The sequence below is a fragment of the Legionella tucsonensis genome, from assembly GCF_001468035.1.
In the GTDB taxonomy this organism is placed as follows: Bacteria; Pseudomonadota; Gammaproteobacteria; order Legionellales; family Legionellaceae; genus Legionella; species Legionella tucsonensis.
In genome coordinates this window covers 442,333-459,587 of sequence record NZ_LNZA01000001.1, presented here as the reverse complement: position 1 = coordinate 459,587, position 17,255 = coordinate 442,333, and the positions used below count along the sequence as shown (strand labels likewise).

Here is a 17,255-nt window from a genome sequence, read left to right as displayed (position 1 = left end):
CAAAAGCGATTCAAAAAGAGGTTATTTTAGTCCTAATCTCTTCGTTATTATTGTATAAATAATTCCATGAAACAATTACAATAATCACTTAATTTGATAAAAATAATAAAAAGGAGTTTGCTAATGAGCTACATTGTTCAACATTATATTGGTGGCCAATTAATCAATGAGAATACTACAAGCCACTCTATTTATAATCCAGCTCTGGGAGAAGTAGTCGGCCAAGTTCATTTTGCATCCAAATCACTTTGTGATAAAGCAGTTGCCACTGCTAAAGAAGCAGAGATAGGATGGGCACAAACCCCAGCAATTAAAAGAGCACGAATCCTTTTTAAGTTCCGCGATTTATTAGAAAAAAACCAACCGGATCTTGCACGCATCATCACTCGCGAACATGGTAAGACTTTAGATGATGCCAAAGGTTCTGTAGCACGTGCTATTGAAGTAGTGGAATTACATTGCGGCCTGGTCAATCAACTTCAAGGAGCTTTTTCCGCTGACGTAACCAATGGAATTGATTGTCATACATTAAGGCAACCCATAGGTGTGTGTGCAGGTGTTTCTCCTTTTAATTTCCCAGTTATGGTTCCTGTATGGATGATGATTCCAGCGATTGCTTGCGGCAACACCTTTATCTTGAAACCCTCGGAACAAGACCCTTCTGCCCCTGTCCGGTTGTTGGAATTATTAAGTGACGCCGGACTTCCAGATGGCGTTGCCAACTGCGTGCATGGTGATAAAACGACAGTAGACCAGCTACTCGCTCATCCAGACATTGCTGCCTTTACTGCAGTTGCTTCTACACCTGTTGCCCAACACATTTATACTACTGCAACATCTTATGGAAAACGCGCGCATACATTTGGCGGGGCGAAAAACCATTGTATCGTAATGCCTGATGCGGATCTGGATCAAGCTGCTGCTGCGATTGTAGGTGCAGCGTATGGTTCTGCAGGCGAACGATGCATGGCCATTTCTGTTGTAGTTACTGTAGGTGAGCATACAGCGGATGCCTTAATTGCAAAAATGACACCGCAAATCAAAGCAACCCGCATCAATGCAGGTGATGCACCTAATACCGATATGGGGCCATTGATTAGCGCAACGCATCGAGAAAAAGTCTTGGCAGCCGTAGATAAGGGAGTAAGTGAAGGAGCAAAATTAATCATTGATGGCAGAACATTTAAACATTCCGAACATCCACAGGGTTTCTTCATGGGCCCATGTTTGTTTGATCATGTTCATGAAGATATGTCTATCTATCAAAATGAAATTTTTGGTCCGGTTCTAGTGATTGTTCGTGCCGATCATTTTGATGAAGCCCTTGCCTTGGTAAATAGAAATCAGTACGGCAATGGAACTGCAATTTTCACCCGCGATGGATTTAGCGCTCGTGAATACAGCCAACGCGTTCAAGTTGGCATGGTGGGGATCAATATTCCTATTCCCGTTCCGGTTGCCAATCATCCTTTTGGCGGTTGGAAACATTCTTCTTTTGGCGACACCAACATGCATGGACAAGAAAGCATCAACTTCTATACCCGACGCAAAACAGTTACCAGTAAATGGCCTGTGAGTGAAATCAATGAAAGTGCTTTTATTATGCCAACGCATGATTAAAACAATAGAATAATTAATGTAGCCTGGGGCCGGAGCCGTAACCCGGTTTATCACTTAAACTCCCCAGGTTATGGCTTTGCCTTCACCCAGGCTACATTGGTACATAACACGGAGAATTCAATGGCAAAAATAGGATTTGTGGGACTAGGGAATATGGGCTTACCTATGGCCATCAATCTCCTTAAAGGCGGGCATCAAGTTACTGGATATGACCTACAGCAATCCGCTTTACAGCATTTTTCCCATTCAGGTGGTCTGATCGCTCAAAACGCGCATGAAGCCGCCAAAGAAAAAGATGTATTGATTACCATGCTGCAAAATGGACAACAAGTGTTACATGTTTGTCATGGCAATAATGGATTGTTCCAAGTGGCAAAAAAAGGAGCGTTATATATTGATTGCTCCACCATAGACGTCAACAGCTCACGTGAACTCCATAATCTGGCCAAGCAACACCATTTGCAAGTCGTTGATGCGCCAGTATCCGGGGGAGTCTCTGGTGCAGGAGCAGGCACACTAACATTCATGGTTGGCGGTGAGGAAGACGCGTTTCATACTGCAAAACCTATCCTGGCTGCTATGGGGCAAAAAATAATTCACACTGGCGGTGCAGGAAGCGGGCAAGCCGCGAAAATATGTAATAATATGATCCTCGGGATCTCCATGATAGCTATATCGGAAGCGTTTATCCTTGCAGAACAACTGCAACTGTCTCCGCAAAAACTCTTTGAAGTAGTGAGTAATGCATCAGGACAATGCTGGGCAATGACCAAATATGCACCTGTACCGGGAGTTTTGGAAAATGTTCCTGCCAATAATGATTACAAACCTGGATTTGCTGCAGCAATGATGCTAAAGGATCTGCTGCTCAGTCAAGATTCAGCACACTCAGTCAATGTGAGCACTCCTTTAGGGGCTAAAGCGACAGCAATTTATCAGCATTTTATTGACCAAGGCCTGGGTGATGCCGATTTTTCTGCAATTATTAAACTGATTTCACGAACTGAAGAGGTATAATATGCATGATCATTTGCTCAATCCCAAATTAACGCCAACAGAAGATTCAATAACCGAGTTTTGGTCTGAAGTGGCCCAACAAACCATGGATTGGCTTCAACCTTGGGACACAGTACTCACTGGGGGATTAAAACACGGTGATGTAACCTGGTTTAAAGGTGGAACATTGAATGCCAGCATGAATTGTTTAGACAGACATTTACCTCAAAAAGCGAATCAAGCAGCAATTATTTGGGAAGGAGATGATCCAACCCAACAGAAAACCCTGACATTCGCTGAGTTACATGCTGAAGTTTGCCGCATGAGTAATGTGCTTAAACATTTAAAGGTAAAAAAAGGGGATAAAGTAGCAATCTATTTACCCATGATCCCTGAAGCAGCAATTGCCATGCTTGCTTGTACGCGTATTGGTGCAGTACATACGGTCATCTTTGCCGGTTTTTCCGCCCACGCATTAAGACAACGCTTAATCGCCTCCGAATGTACTTGCCTCATCACCGCAAATCATTTCAGCCGAGGCGGAAAAATAATTGCTTTAAAGAAACAGGTTGATGAGGCATGCCATGATTTACCTTTACAAAGACTCATCATAAAAACGAGTGATGATTCTATTACCTTTGATAAAAATAAAGATTATTGGTGGCATGAACTCAAAGACAAAGTCAGCACATACTGCGATCCCGAACCCATGGATGCAGAGGATCCTCTATTTATATTGTACACCTCTGGAAGCACTGGCCAACCTAAAGGAGTGGTCCATACAACAGGAGGATATCTAGTTCAGACAGCGTATACACATCAATTAATCTTTAATTGTCAAAAAAATGAAGTATTTTGGTGTACTGCAGATATAGGATGGGTTACAGGGCATAGCTATGTAGTATACGGCCCTCTTTGTAATGGAATTACAACCTTGCTTTATGAAGGAGTTCCCACCTGGCCTGATTCCTCCAGGAATTGGCAAATCGTTGATAAGCATCAGGTAAATGTGTTTTATACTGCACCCACAGCGATACGCGCCTTAATGCGTTCAGGTGACGAATGGTTAGCTTCCAGTTCTCGGCGTTCCTTACGATTACTGGGATCTGTAGGAGAGCCCATTAATCCTGAAGCATGGCAATGGTATTATCAAAAAGTAGGGCAAAGCAGATGCCCCATAGTGGATACCTGGTGGCAAACTGAAACCGGCTCTATAATGATTAGTCCCCGAGCCGATGATTCGATTAAAAAACCGGGATCAGCGCGTCAACCAATTCCAGGCATCGTTGCTGTATTACTCAATGAATATGGTCACGAAATAACTGGGGCTGGTGAAGGGTTTTTAGCAATCAAATATCCTTGGCCTTCGATGGCCAGAACCATTGCAGGCGATCACCAACGTTATTGCATGACTTATTTACACCATGGTTATTACATAACAGGAGATGGTGCAAAACGAGATGAAGATGGTGATTATTGGATTACAGGACGGATAGATGATGTGATTAACGTATCAGGACATCGCTTAGGTACTGCAGAAATCGAAAGCGCTCTAGTGAGCCACGTTGCTGTTGCTGAAGCAGCTGTAGTAGGTACCCCCCATGATCTTAAAGGCCAAGGCATTTACGCCTATGTTATTTTAAAACAGGATTTCACTGCTGATGACACTTTGAAAGACCAGTTAATCCAACAGGTCAATAAAGAAATAGGACCTATCGCAAAACCTGATGTCATTCATATTGTTAATGATTTACCTAAAACACGCTCGGGGAAAATCATGCGACGCATCTTGCGCAAAATTGCAAGTCAAGAAATCCAGAACCTGGATGAGTTGGGTGATATATCCACTTTGGCAAATCCGCACATTGTTGAAAAATTGTGGGAGGAATCGAAACAATCCTAACGTATTCATTTCTTTATCAAATGCAGCCTGGGTGATGGCGCGCAGCCAGAATCCAAGTACGCAGTTGTATACACCCGGGTTACGGCTGACGTATTCACCCAGGAGATAGTTTGTGCGCTTAAAATTTGTGAATTTTTGACCAAATTGTCAAGTAAATGCAAATAATGTATTGCTTTATAAGCAAAAAACAATTAAAATTGGTGATGTTTTAGCTATAGATCAGACCCCTAAAATGCAAGAAACCCCGGATTGTTTTGATTTTTCTAAGCTCTCCTTGGAGGAAATAGCCAAATTACTCCAACGTTTTAGCGTGCGCCTAACTCCTGATGAAGCCCTTACCATTCAGAATTCCTTATTAAAGCGACCACCAACTTATGCAGAATGTATCTTATGGTCCATCCAGGGCTCTGAACATTGTTCTTATAAAAGCAGTCGTAAGCACCTTAACCAATTTAATACTAAAGCGCCCCACGTCATTCTTGGCCCTAAAGAAGATGCGGGAATTGTTGCTGTAGCAACGGATAAACAAAACAGACGCTATGGCATCGTGGTGAGCCATGAATCCCATAACCACCCCTCGCAACTCGTGCCCTTTGAAGGTGCAGCAACAGGAGTAGGCGGGAATGTACGTGATGTTTGTTGTATGGGAGCGGAAGTCATCGCCGTTGCCGACAGTTTGCGCTTTGGCGATATTAATCGTCCCAAAACAAAATGGATACATCAAGGAGTAGTTCAAGGAATCGCAGGCTATGCGAATCCCCTTGGCATTCCCAATTTAGGCGGTGATACTTATTATGATGAAGCCTATAATGAAAACTGCCTGGTCACTGTAGTCACTTTAGGTGTCGTCAGAGAAGATCATATTATTCATTCCTATGCGCCAACCAATGCAGAAGGGTATCAATTTATATTAGTTGGCAAACCTACAGATAACAGCGGTTTTGGCGGCGCGGCTTTTGCTTCAGCAACACTAAGTGAAGAACAACAAGAACAAAATAAAGGGGCGGTACAAGAACCTAATGCCTTTTTACAACGCCATATCCTTAAAGCCAATTACGCTATGTTTGAATTCCTGCGCACAAAAAATCTAATCGATCGCGTTGGATTCAAAGACTTGGGGGCAGGAGGAATTGCTTGCGCCAGCGTTGAATTGGCAGAAGCAAGTGGATATGGAGCAGAAATCAATCTTGATCTTGTTCCAACCAGCATGAATAATTTATTGCCTGCTGTCGTCTTATGTTCTGAAACTCAGGAACGTTTTATGTGGGTTGTTCCCCAAGAATTGGTTGATACCTTCCTAAAACATTACAACGAGCGTTTTGCACTTCCAGAAATCTGTGATGGGGCACAGGCAACTGTTGTAGGCCAAATAAGAAATGATGGCTTATATGTTGTGAAGGCACAGGGAAAAGAAATTGTTTCTGCACGAGCAGAAGATATTACTAAGGGAATTCTTTATGATCGCCCGTTCAGTGCGAAACACAGCATTTATAGTGAACCAGAACATTTTTCAATAAGCGATTTCAATGCAGAACTGCTCAGTTTACTTGCTCATGAAAACATTGCGTCACGCGCGCCTATTTATGATAGTTATGACAAACAGGTTCAAGGTCGTTCACTTGTTGAGCCAGGATGGGCCGATGCTGGAGTAATTACTCCATTTAATGAGGATAAATATCCGCAAGAAATTCGGCAAACCGCTGTTGCTTTATCTGTCGATCATAATCCGCGTTATAACAAAATTGACGCATATTGGGGTGCGGTTAATGCAGTTGTTGAATCAGTGCGTAACATCATTGCAGTGGGCGCATGGCCTCTTGCTCTAACGGACTGCCTGTGTTTTGGTAATCCTGAGAATGCCGAACAAATGGGCGAGTTTGTTGATTCAGTACGCGGCATAGTAGATGCATGTGATGCCGTAAAAATGTTTACCGATCGTAACGTAAGTCTACCCATTATCTCAGGCAACGTATCTCTTTATAATGAATCGACTCATGGTGCAATTCCACCGAGCCCCATCATCAGCTGCATTGGCGCGGTTAGTGATTTCTCCAAAACAATTACTTATGATTTCAAACAGACTCATTCAGTGCTTTTAATGATTGGAGCACGCAAAGACGAATGTGGCGGCAGCGTGTATTACCAATTACATCATCAACTGGGCAGTCAATTACCCAAGCCAGAACTTGCTGCATTTGCTGATGAAATCTCAGCAGTACATGCAGCCATACAAGCAGGTCTGGTATTGTCAGCACATGATATTTCCGAAGGCGGCATTGCAGTTGCTCTTGCAGAAATGAGTTTTAAAAATGAAATTGGGGTGAATGTTTTTATTCCCGGTGATTTACCCAATGATAAAAAACTGTTTTCGGAGAGTGGAGGATTTATTCTCGAAGTCTCTCCGGAAAAAGTAAGCACGCTGGAACAAATATTTCATAAACATTCTATACCGTTTCTATCCATAGGTGAAACAACAGCAACCCCAAACTTGATAATGAATTCGGTTATCAATCTATCAATCAGTGCAGCCAAAACTGCCTGGAAAAATGGTTTAGTTGAGAGGCTCATATAATGTCAATTATTGATTATAAAGCTGCAGGTGTAGATATTGAAGCAGGTAATGAAGCAGTTCGTAGCATTAAAAAAGCGGTAGAAAGCACTTTTTCGTCGCGAGTACTTACCGGAATTGGCAGTTTCGGTGCCATGTATGATCTCAAAAACCTGCTGCAAGATTATGAGCATCCTGTTCTTGTGCAAAGCATTGATGGTGTTGGTACTAAAATGATGGTCGCCAAAATGATGCAAAAATTTGATACCATTGGTATTGATTTAGTAAGTGCCACCACAAACGACATTATTGTTTTGGGAGCAAAGCCGCTTACCCTGCTTGATTATATTGCCAACGATAAATTAAACCCGGAAGTCATCGAACAGATCATTAGCGGCATGGTCAAAGCCTGTAAAGAAAACCACATTTCTTTAGTTGGTGGTGAAACGGCTGAAATGCCAGGTACCTATCTTCCAGGCGAGCTTGATTTGGTCGGTGTTGTCACAGGGGTCGTAGAAAAAAATAAGGCGATTGAAGGAAAAGAGATTTGTGAAGGCGATCTTGTAGTCACCTTTCCTTCAAGTGGTTTGCATACCAATGGTTATTCACTCGCAAGAAAGCTGCTCTTTGATGTTGCCGGCTATAAGGTTGAGTCGCAATTTCAAGATTTTTCCCACAGCATTGGTGAAGAACTTTTAATACCTCATCTGAACTACACCCGGCCTGTTTTAAGTCTTTTGGAAAAAAGCATTCCTATTAAAGGAATGGCACACATAACAGGTGGCGGGTTACTGGAAAATATTCCGCGTATTTTACCCAAACATTGTGCTGTGGAAATCCATAAAAAACAAATTCCCGAACTGCCTATATTTAGTTTATTACGCAAGTTAGGGCATCTGGATGACGAGCACATGTATCGTACCTTTAATATGGGTGCAGGTTTATTACTTTTTATAGCACCAGAAACACTCTCTGCTGTTCGCGAAGTTCTCCGTGATTTTCCTACTTTCCCTCTTTATGAAATTGGACAGGTCGTAAGAGGAGAGCAAAAGGTGAAGCTGTTATGATACGCATTGGCTTAATTCAATTTCCAGGATCCAATTGTGAACGCGAAACAGCGCTTGCTGTAAAACGTGTAGGCATGGAGCCTGTTGAGTTCTTGTGGAATGAATCCTTAGAGAAATTACGTAACCTGGATGGTTATATTCTTATTGGGGGTTTTTCCTATGAAGATCGCTCCCGCGCAGGAATTATTGCAGCACTTGATCCGGTAATTCAAGAAGTCAAATCACAAAGCGAAAAAGGTAAGCCCGTAGTAGGCATCTGTAATGGCGCGCAAATACTCGTTGAATCGGGTTTAGTACCCGGTTTCAATCAGAATGATATCAGAATGTCGCTCACAGAAAACAAGCGTATTGCCAATGGAAAAATAGTAGGAACAGGTTTTTATAATTCCTGGGTGCATATGCGCTTGGCAGAAAATCATCAACATAATGCGTTTACCCGTTATCTTAAAACTACAGATTTAGTTCATCTTCCTATTGCCCATGCGCAAGGACGGTTTCTTATGCCGGATTTTCTATTAAAAGAAATCGAAAAACACGGCTTAAATTTATTTCAATATTGTGATGCCCAAGGAAATGTCATTGATAATTTCCCCATTAATCCAAATGGCTCTGCAGGTAATATTGCTGCAATCACCAATCAGGCTGGGAACGTCATGGCCATGATGCCTCATCCTGAGCGCACGATTAATGGTGATCCTATTTTTGCGTCCATGCGTGATTATATAAAGGAACATCAATATAGCCTGGGTGAAGGAGCAGTCGTTCCAATCAGCCTAAGCTCCGCCTCCACGACTAGCCCGCGGAGTCCAGAATTGGATCCCGCGAACAAGTCGCGGGACGGAATGCCGGTCAACCCCCAAAACTTCAACAAAATCCCAAGCAGCCATATATGCCTCGTCAAACTGATTATCACCGATAACCAGGCGTTGACCGTACAAAAAACGTTAAGACGATTAGGTTTTCCAGTAACGGTGAATCGATTTGAGCATTGGGAAGTAGAATGTGATTCTGCAGAACAGTTTACCCAACTCAAAAATACTGGACTTTTGTATTCCGATCGGAAAGAGCGCGAAGTTGTCGCAAACGAGCTTGACTCGCAAAATGCTTTAGCTTATCTGGTGCGCGCAAAAGAAGACTTGAAAGGACAACAAACATTACAAACACTTAATACTCACTATGCAGTACAAAAAATAAATAAAATAAGACATGGTGTCTTATGGCAGTTTACCAGCGATGAAACCAATGTTTCTATGTTAATAGATCACATTTTGTTAACTCACATTATCGGGAACCCTTATGCTCATGAATGCTACCGCTACAACCACTCGTTATGACAATGAAATTCGCGAAGCTTTAGCTTTTTGCCTCGATCAAACGAATCTTCCTGTAGGGAAAAAATATCAAGGAAAAGTGAGAGATTCGTATGATCTTGGTGATGCCATCATGCTCATTACTACGGACAGACTCACAGCCTTTGATAGACATCTCGCACTCATCCCCTATAAAGGAGCGGTACTCAATTTAACCAGTGCCTGGTGGTTTGAACAAACAAAAAACCTTATCCCTAACCACATTATTGCTGTTCCTGATCCGAATGTCGTTATTGCCAAAAAATGTACTGTTTTTCCGATTGAGTTTGTAGTCAGAGGTTATATCAGCGGCACGACCAGTACTTCTTTATGGACTCAATATCAAAATGGAGTACGTAACTATTGTGGAATTACCTTTCCTGAAGGACTAAGTAAAAATCAAAAACTGGAGCAAGCTGTTTTAACTCCGACAACCAAAGAAAAAATCCACGATCGTCCAATTGCTCCGACTGAAATTGTTTCTGGAGGATGGATGACTGAAGAGGATTGGCTAGAAGCCAGTGCTTTGGCCCTTAAACTCTACGAGCACGGCGCTGAAATTGCTAAAAATCATGGCTTGATTTTAGTAGATACCAAATATGAGTTCGGCCGCGATGCGCAAGGGAAAATTATTGTTGTTGACGAAATTCATACACCTGACTCCAGCCGTTATTGGTTGGCTGACAGCTACCAAGAACGCATTGCAGCTGGACTGGAGCCAGAAAATATTGATAAGGAATTTTTACGGTTATGGTTTGCAAAAAACTCAGATCCTTATCACGATGAGCAACTTCCACAAGCACCACAAGAATTAATTGAAGAACTCTCATCACGCTATATTCAGTTGTATGAACGAATCACGGGTAAAAAGTTCAGTTTTGCTGAACATAAAGAACCTGCTGAGCAACGGATCATGCGTCATATTGCAAATTACTTAGGGTAGCATAATCAAATGTGTGGGATAGTAGGTATTTACAGCCATGAACCAGTAGCTTCCGAATTGTATGAGAGCTTGATTCACTTGCAGCATCGAGGACAAGATGCTGCTGGCATCTTGACCTGTGATCAGCGTTTCTATACAAAACATGGATTAGGCTTGGTACGCGAAATTTTTAATTCTGATAACGTCCCTAAACTACAAGGAAATATAGGTATTGGTCATGTCCGCTATCCTACTGCAGGTGGCTATTCGGAAACTGATGTCCAGCCATTATGGATAGGAAGTCCGCGAGGCATTGCGCTTGCTCATAATGGCAATCTGTCCAATTATCCAGAACTGGCAGATGAGATTCGTTTAAAACAACATCGTCATCTTAATTCTACACTTGATTCCGAGGCGTTATTACTTATACTTGCGGATAATCTGGCCAGTAATGCCCCCAGTAATGAAGAAAATAATGACAGCTTTTTCGAACTGCTGACCCAAGCAGTGTCACATATTTTTGAACGAATTGAAGGGGCGTATTCCATTGTATCTGTGATTATTGGCAAGGGACTTGTTGCTTTTCGTGATCCTCATGGTATTCGCCCTTTAGTATGGGGGACGCGTGAAAATCCAGATGGAACCATAGACACTATTTTCGCATCAGAAACCACCCCTTTTTATGCCTTAGGCTTTGAACCCAAGGGAGATATTTTACCTGGTGAAGTCGCCTATGTGGATCTTAACGGAACATTACACCGTCGGGTTCTGAAAGCTGAAGAGTTTAAACCTTGTGTGTTTGAGTATGTTTATTTTGCCCGTCCCGATGCAACGCTCAATAACGTAAGCGTCTACCGGGCACGTCTACGTATGGGACAAAATTTGGCACTTCAGTGGAAGAAAAAATACCCTGATCTCATACCCGATATCGTAATTCCAGCCCCTTTCACTGCAAATACTGCAGCCTTATCTTTTGCACATGAATTAGGAGTCAGATATTCTGAAGGACTCTATAAAAATCCTTTTATTGGCCGTACGTTTATCATGCCCAATCAAAAGGCAAGAAGTCGTAATATCCGTTACAAGCTTACCCCACAGCAAACTGAAATTAAAAATAAAACAGTCATGATTATCGACGACAGTATTGTCCGCGGCACAACTTCCCGGGAAATTGTCAAAATGGTAAGAGAATCTGGTGCAAAGAAAATTTATTTCGCCTCTACTTCTCCACCACTTAAAAATCCTTGTTTTAGCGGGATTGATATCCCCTCACGCAAAGAGCTCATTGCCGCCAATCAAAGTGAAGATGAAATTGCGGCTTACCTTGGTGTTGATGTGTTACTCTATCAGTCTCATGAAGATTTGATTGAAGCAGTAACCCGTCGTGGCGAACACCAAATCAAAAAGCCTTGCATGGCATGTATGGACGGCGATTATTTTTGTAAAAAATTAACTGCAGAAAAAATGAAACAGCTCGAGCTACAGCGAGAAACAAGCAGGCTAAGCCCCCCTGCAAAAAAAGAGGACATGATTGAATGAACATTCTTGTTATCGGTTCTGGCGCACGAGAACATGCACTAATCAAAGCATTACATCGTTCCCCACAAAATACTTCCTTGTATTGTTATGGAACAGCAATCAATCCAGGAATCCACAAACTAACCGCTCAATATTGTGCGGGTGATATTACCGATTGCACTGCAGTAGTGTCCATGGCAAAGCTCTGGGGGATTGAATTAGCAATTATTGGACCAGAGGCACCGCTTGAAAAAGGAATGGCAGATGCATTATGGCAAGCAGGAATCCCTACGATTGGCCCGAAAAAAGTATTGGCACAAATAGAAACCTCTAAAGAATTTGCCCGTGATCTCATGCAAAAATATCACATCGCCGGTTTGCCGTGTTATCAAAAATTCGCAACGCTTAATCACGTTGAAACATTTCTTAATGAACTCGGCGAAGGCAATTATGTGATTAAAGCAAATGGCTTGATGGGAGGTAAAGGGGTAAAAGTTGCAGGAGAACATCTGCATTCAATTTCTGAAGCCTTATGTTTTTGCCAGGAAATTCTCGATAAAAAACAGACGATTCTTATTGAAGAAAAACTCATTGGACAAGAATTTTCCTTCATGTGTTTTGCTGACGGAAAAAAACTGATTCCCATGCCTTTAGTACAAGATCATAAACGCGCTTATAACGGGGACAAAGGACCCAATACCGGTGGTATGGGAAGTTATTCAGATACCGATCATCGTTTGCCTTTTTTAACCTCAAATGAGGTACAAGAAGCCCTAGCGATTAACAAGGCAGTCTTTCAGGCTTTGTCTGTTGAATGTGATGAACAGTATATTGGCATTTTATATGGTAGTTTTATTTCCACCAAAAATGGAGTTTATGTCATCGAATTCAATGCCCGCTTTGGTGATCCTGAAGCGTTAAACGTGTTATCCATTTTGGAGTCCGATTTTGTTGCCATATGTCAAGCCATGGTCAACAACAACCTCACTGAAGATAAAGTCAAATTCGCAAAACAGGCTACTGTTTGTAAATATACGGTTCCGGAAGGCTATCCTGATGCACCAAAGAAAAACTTTGCTGTAGATTTCTCAAAGGTAGTATGCCAAGACCATTTGTATCTTTCTTCGGTAAATCAGGTTGATCAGCAAATTATTGCTGAAGGTTCACGCACTGCCGCCTATGTCGGCATTGCCGATTCAATTTTTGCTGCAGAAATGAATGCTGAAGATGAAATTTCGTTAATTGAAGGTCCTTTATTTCATCGTCAGGATATAGGCACAAAAAAATTAATTCAGCAACGCATCGACCACATGCAAAGGATACGCTCCTCATGATTCGCATTGCCGTCCTCGGTTCAACTCGAGGCACTAATCTAAATACTCTTGTTGCTGCAATAAATCAACAGCATTTATCCGCGTCTATCGAGTTGGTCTTAAGCAATAAAGCAGATGCGCTCATTTTGGAAAAAGCTACGAGTTTTGGCATTAAACCCATATTCGTTAATCCGCAAGGCTTAAGTCGCATCGACTTTGATCATGAGCTGTCCAAAATACTTAAACTCCATCAAATAGAGCTTGTTGTATTAATTGGTTATATGCGCATCTTATCCGCCGAATTTGTCAGCCACTGGGAAAATAAAATAATCAATATTCACCCGTCCTTATTGCCTGCTTATGCAGGCTTAATGAATCTCGATGTTCACCAAGCCGTTTTAGATGGTGCCGAGATTGAAACAGGATGCACTGTACATTTTGTTACCGCGCAAGTAGATGCGGGCCCTATTATTTTGCAAAAAAAATGTCCTGTTCTAGTCAACGATACTCCAGAGATTTTGAAAACCAGAGTACAAGAATTGGAAGGACCTGCTTTGGTTGAAGCAATAAAAATTATTGCAACAAATAGAAATCGAGTTTCACATCATAGCCCCCAGGCAACGAATGAAATTAAGATAAATCAATAACGAGGGAATTATGTCTAATATACTTGTATCAATACTTATGGGTTCAAAATCTGATTGGGCCATTATGGAAGAAGCCAGCCTGACTCTGGAAAAATTCAACATTCCCCATGAAGTGCGCGCCTTATCAGCACATCGTACTCCTGATGCTTTATTTGAATATCTTAAATCTGCAGAACAACGTGGCGTTGAGGTTTTTATCGCTGCTGCAGGAGGCGCAGCTCATTTGCCTGGTGTGGTGGCTGCCAAAACAATAATACCCGTTTTAGGGGTGCCCATGCCTTCATCGACGTTTACTGATGGTCTTGATGCACTTTTATCCATCGTGCAAATGCCCGCGGGGATTCCGGTAGGCACTCTTGCTGTGGGTAAGGCAGGAGCAATTAATGCGGCTATTTTAGCGGTAACAATATTAGGTAATAAGTATCCTGTGTACCGGGACGCAATAAAACAACACCGTAAGACACAGGCAGAAAAAGTATTGGAAAATGCAGAAATTAAGGGATAAATTGCATTAAGTGGACAGATAAAAAAGCTGTTTACTATATAAACCATTAAAATAGGAAACTCTTTTTTTGATGAACCTGCTGCAAAATTTTGCCGCTTTCCCTAATGGATCATGCTCATTGGAAAGCGGCTGTAAACTTTCTTCAAATTAGAAATTATATATTTTTGGGTGTCGTATCATTATCATCTTCAAGAGCAAGAAGCGATGATTCGTCCAGCTTATCTTTAATAGCTCGTTTTTGCCGAGGATCCAGCTCTACTTCCTTTACCAGCTTGGTATAAAATTCTTTTTCCTGCGCTTTAAATTTTTCTAATTTCTCTGGATCAGGACCTTTTATTACAGTAAATTCAACTTGATTTCTTCTTACGTCATAAATAACATCATAAAAAGCATGTAATAAATCATCGTATTCTTTATTTAATTCTTCTGATAATAATACGCGATCTACATAGAAAGGATTGCACTCAATATTAAGTTTCAACCCCTCACGAGAAACACGCATTGGAATGGCTGATACATGAACACCACTTACAGTCAGCTCCCGCTCATGACAATAATTTTGCGGCTCTCCAGTACAATCAGTAACACATATATCATCCTCATAATCTTGATTAACCTGCTGACTTTGGGGAATATTATTTCTATCAACTACATATACTGCGTGCGTTTTTTTAGGAAGATAGTTAGCAAATGAAATTCCAACGCCTAATTTCATGGAGGTAGATATTCCACTTACATCACCTTTTCGGTGCTGCTTAGCTACTTCTTGGGTTGCCGCTACATCTATTTCTTTAGTGCCTTCTTTATAAACAATCAAAGGTTTGCTCCCGGCCAATCCATGTACGTCTTGATTTATCTGATCGCGCTCTTCCTTGATGCTCATTCCTCTAAATAAGAATCCTTGGCTGAATGCATTCATTAGAAAATTAAAGATACTAAATCCTTCTCCTGCAAATACTTTTTGACCTCGTAAAGTACTGGTACTAAAAAAATGGGTATCAATAACAAGCTTTTCTTGTTTCTTATGCCGATAAAAATCTCGATTTTCATCATGGCGAGTCCAAAAATGTCTTACTTGGCTCTTTTTATGACTCTGTTTAACCTGCTGCTTGGCACTATGCTTGACTACTTTCAAAAACATGATTACATCTCCACTGAAAGAATTGCAATCAAAGTGTAGAATATTATTTCTAATAGCGCAAAGTACAAGCCAAAATGTTTGCGAGTTTGCATCTGTTTTTGGTGAAAAATGAGGTTTTAAAGGGAAAAGAAAGATGCTCTCATTTTTACGTAAATTATTGGTTGGGACCAAAGCGCGCCACAAACCGGTGGCGGCTTGTTTTTTTATATGGTTTAAACGTCCGAAAGTTCAAGGAGGCGTAATAGATGGGCTTTGAATATCAAATTCAGTACTGTAATCTTCGTTAATTGTAATACCGACATAATGATTCGGATCTAAAAGCATAGGATTTGCATGAGAGACCTGATCCAGGCGTAAGGAACTATTAAGGCCAATCATCGCTTCCACACTTCCATAACCCCATTCATTGCCTGTATAGGCAAAGGCATCAGAAGGATTAATAACGCAAACAAAATACTTCTCTCGCTCTTCTTCCGTGAATTCCAATACATCGCGGTGGCTGCTGGTGACCTGAACTGGACCCGTTTGGGTGTCGAAAATAACATCAAACTGAAATTGTTGCGATTCATCAAAAACAGGAAATTCAATCTTTGCTATCCAGGGATAGGAATTTTCAGTAAGTAATTTTTTATAAGCACGCAAATAATAAGGAAAAAGGATATTCTGAATGCCGTAAGTACCATCTACTTTGGCAAAAAATCCCATACCTACAGCGGTTGCTTTTAAGAAAGCTGGTTTTCCTGCTTCTTTCGCTGATTCATTGATCGACGCAAGAAGTAATGAGATGTCTTCCAGCTGATGAAGAAAATACGCTTCCGTTAAAAAGATAACTGCATTCGATTTACCGAATGTAGGATAATAAAAGCCCGATGAAGTTCGGCCAAGAAGGGGTAATCCTATTCTAATACGCGTCATAGAAGGATTTAAATCATAAGTTCCGAGTTCCTTTTTAGCGACCTCAAATTCCGTAGGAGTATTTTTATATAAATGGCTGAATGCATCGTTTTTAATTTTAAGATTATAAGGATCCAGTATAAACAACTGGCTATGAAGGTAGCTGTTTTCAAAAGCAGCACCCGCCATTGAAAAGATAGCTGCTTTAAAGGGTACCTTATATGAATGCTTGGGATTAGTATGAGGGTATCCTCCCCATCCCAATATTATACTGTTAGAAAGAATAATTTTTTTTGCGGCCGTCAACCTCTTGGAGGGAGACAAGAACTCAGGGTGCCCGTCCGGGATTTGGGAAAAAAATTCAGGTCCGCTCTCGACGCGCTCTCCATCTTGCTTATAAACCTCTCGATCCCCTTCGACATTAATTGCTGGTATTTTTATTAATGATTCCGAGACAGCGGATGTGTCGGTGAAGTATTTTTTATTAAAAATAACTTTGACCGAAGATTGGGTATCCTTTAGCAGTTCTAATGAAAATTTTTCTTTTAATCCACTTTCCCTTAGCTGTTGGTCAAACCATTTTTTAGGATGAGTGCGTCCTTTTTTTTCTAAATTTTTAGATTTTACACGGGAAAAAAGTCGACCACCTTTAAAAAACATAAGACATCCTACGTAAAATTGAGAAACTCATGTGCTAAATTATAGGACGAATTTTTACAGTTCGTCTCATAATTTCTCACTTCGTACTATCTAGGGCAGGAATTCACCATAATTTGGCATAATTTTAAAACAAACAATCGCGATAATGGTATAATTTAAATCAAACAATCGC

The 17,255-nt window shown here is 41.2% G+C and carries 13 protein-coding genes; 11 read left to right on the top strand and 2 right to left on the bottom strand.

The window, feature by feature from the left end; all coding sequences use genetic code 11:
• Window positions 1-123: 123 nt before the first annotated feature.
• The 11 genes from Ltuc_RS02005 (at window position 124) to purE (ending at window position 14,388) form a co-directional block, all read left to right on the top strand.
• The gene (locus tag Ltuc_RS02005) at window positions 124-1,620 is read left to right on the top strand and encodes a CoA-acylating methylmalonate-semialdehyde dehydrogenase (RefSeq protein WP_058519689.1); all 1,497 of its coding nucleotides are present in this window, start codon (window positions 124-126) and stop codon (window positions 1,618-1,620) included.
• Window positions 1,621-1,740: 120 nt separating this feature from the next.
• Entirely contained in the window at window positions 1,741-2,637 is an 897-nt protein-coding gene (gene mmsB, locus Ltuc_RS02000) for a 3-hydroxyisobutyrate dehydrogenase (protein WP_058519688.1), read from the top strand.
• Between the two features lies 1 nt (window position 2,638).
• On the top strand, window positions 2,639-4,519 hold the full coding sequence (acs, locus tag Ltuc_RS01995; RefSeq protein ID WP_058519687.1) for an acetate--CoA ligase: 1,881 nt from the start codon (window positions 2,639-2,641) through the stop codon (window positions 4,517-4,519).
• Window positions 4,520-4,751: 232 nt separating this feature from the next.
• On the top strand, window positions 4,752-7,091 hold the full coding sequence (gene purL / locus Ltuc_RS01990; protein ID WP_058521569.1) for a phosphoribosylformylglycinamidine synthase subunit PurL: 2,340 nt from the start codon (window positions 4,752-4,754) through the stop codon (window positions 7,089-7,091).
• Window positions 7,091-8,134: a phosphoribosylformylglycinamidine cyclo-ligase gene (gene purM / locus Ltuc_RS01985; RefSeq protein ID WP_058519686.1), complete on the top strand. Its 1,044-nt coding sequence runs from the start codon at window positions 7,091-7,093 to the stop codon at window positions 8,132-8,134. The genes purL and purM overlap by 1 nt, the downstream gene beginning before the upstream one ends.
• Window positions 8,131-9,468, top strand: a complete 1,338-nt coding sequence (gene purQ, locus Ltuc_RS01980) for a phosphoribosylformylglycinamidine synthase I (protein WP_058519685.1) — start codon at window positions 8,131-8,133, stop codon at window positions 9,466-9,468. Before purM ends, purQ begins: the two co-directional genes overlap by 4 nt.
• A complete protein-coding gene (locus tag Ltuc_RS01975; protein ID WP_058519684.1) occupies window positions 9,431-10,426 on the top strand; it encodes a phosphoribosylaminoimidazolesuccinocarboxamide synthase in 996 nt (331 codons plus the stop codon). Before purQ ends, Ltuc_RS01975 begins: the two co-directional genes overlap by 38 nt.
• Before the next feature lie 9 nt (window positions 10,427-10,435).
• On the top strand, window positions 10,436-11,944 hold the full coding sequence (gene purF / locus Ltuc_RS01970; RefSeq protein WP_058519683.1) for an amidophosphoribosyltransferase: 1,509 nt from the start codon (window positions 10,436-10,438) through the stop codon (window positions 11,942-11,944).
• Window positions 11,941-13,257 carry a phosphoribosylamine--glycine ligase gene (gene purD, locus Ltuc_RS01965; protein WP_058519682.1) on the top strand — a complete coding sequence of 439 codons (1,317 nt, stop codon included), beginning with the start codon at window positions 11,941-11,943 and terminating at the stop codon, window positions 13,255-13,257. The genes purF and purD overlap by 4 nt, the downstream gene beginning before the upstream one ends.
• Complete coding sequence (gene purN / locus Ltuc_RS01960; protein WP_058519681.1) at window positions 13,254-13,883, top strand: phosphoribosylglycinamide formyltransferase; 630 nt, start codon at window positions 13,254-13,256, stop codon at window positions 13,881-13,883. The genes purD and purN overlap by 4 nt, the downstream gene beginning before the upstream one ends.
• A gap of 10 nt (window positions 13,884-13,893) precedes the next feature.
• Complete coding sequence (gene purE / locus Ltuc_RS01955) at window positions 13,894-14,388, top strand: 5-(carboxyamino)imidazole ribonucleotide mutase (RefSeq protein WP_058519680.1); 495 nt, start codon at window positions 13,894-13,896, stop codon at window positions 14,386-14,388.
• A 154-nt stretch (window positions 14,389-14,542) separates the two neighbouring features.
• Here purE and Ltuc_RS01950 read toward each other — a convergent pair whose 3' ends face one another.
• The gene (locus Ltuc_RS01950) at window positions 14,543-15,529 is read right to left on the bottom strand and encodes a hypothetical protein (protein WP_238584051.1); all 987 of its coding nucleotides are present in this window, start codon (window positions 15,527-15,529) and stop codon (window positions 14,543-14,545) included.
• 228 nt (window positions 15,530-15,757) lie between these two features.
• Window positions 15,758-17,083: a hypothetical protein gene (locus tag Ltuc_RS01945; protein WP_058519679.1), complete on the bottom strand. Its 1,326-nt coding sequence runs from the start codon at window positions 17,081-17,083 to the stop codon at window positions 15,758-15,760.
• Window positions 17,084-17,255 lie beyond the last annotated feature (172 nt).

Bases quoted from the DNA above. Each gene is read 5' to 3' on its own strand.
- Ltuc_RS02005 (WP_058519689.1), top strand. From the start codon at position 124: ATGAGCTACATTGTTCAACATTATATTGGTGGCCAATTAATCAATGAG.
- mmsB (WP_058519688.1), top strand. From the start codon at position 1,741: ATGGCAAAAATAGGATTTGTGGGACTAGGGAATATGGGCTTACCTATG.
- acs (WP_058519687.1), top strand. From the start codon at position 2,639: ATGCATGATCATTTGCTCAATCCCAAATTAACGCCAACAGAAGATTCA.
- purL (WP_058521569.1), top strand. From the start codon at position 4,752: ATGCAAGAAACCCCGGATTGTTTTGATTTTTCTAAGCTCTCCTTGGAG.
- purM (WP_058519686.1), top strand. From the start codon at position 7,091: ATGTCAATTATTGATTATAAAGCTGCAGGTGTAGATATTGAAGCAGGT.
- purQ (WP_058519685.1), top strand. From the start codon at position 8,131: ATGATACGCATTGGCTTAATTCAATTTCCAGGATCCAATTGTGAACGC.
- Ltuc_RS01975 (WP_058519684.1), top strand. From the start codon at position 9,431: ATGCTCATGAATGCTACCGCTACAACCACTCGTTATGACAATGAAATT.
- purF (WP_058519683.1), top strand. From the start codon at position 10,436: ATGTGTGGGATAGTAGGTATTTACAGCCATGAACCAGTAGCTTCCGAA.
- purD (WP_058519682.1), top strand. From the start codon at position 11,941: ATGAACATTCTTGTTATCGGTTCTGGCGCACGAGAACATGCACTAATC.
- purN (WP_058519681.1), top strand. From the start codon at position 13,254: ATGATTCGCATTGCCGTCCTCGGTTCAACTCGAGGCACTAATCTAAAT.
- purE (WP_058519680.1), top strand. From the start codon at position 13,894: ATGTCTAATATACTTGTATCAATACTTATGGGTTCAAAATCTGATTGG.
- Ltuc_RS01950 (WP_238584051.1), bottom strand. From the start codon at position 15,529: ATGTTTTTGAAAGTAGTCAAGCATAGTGCCAAGCAGCAGGTTAAACAG.
- Ltuc_RS01945 (WP_058519679.1), bottom strand. From the start codon at position 17,083: ATGTTTTTTAAAGGTGGTCGACTTTTTTCCCGTGTAAAATCTAAAAAT.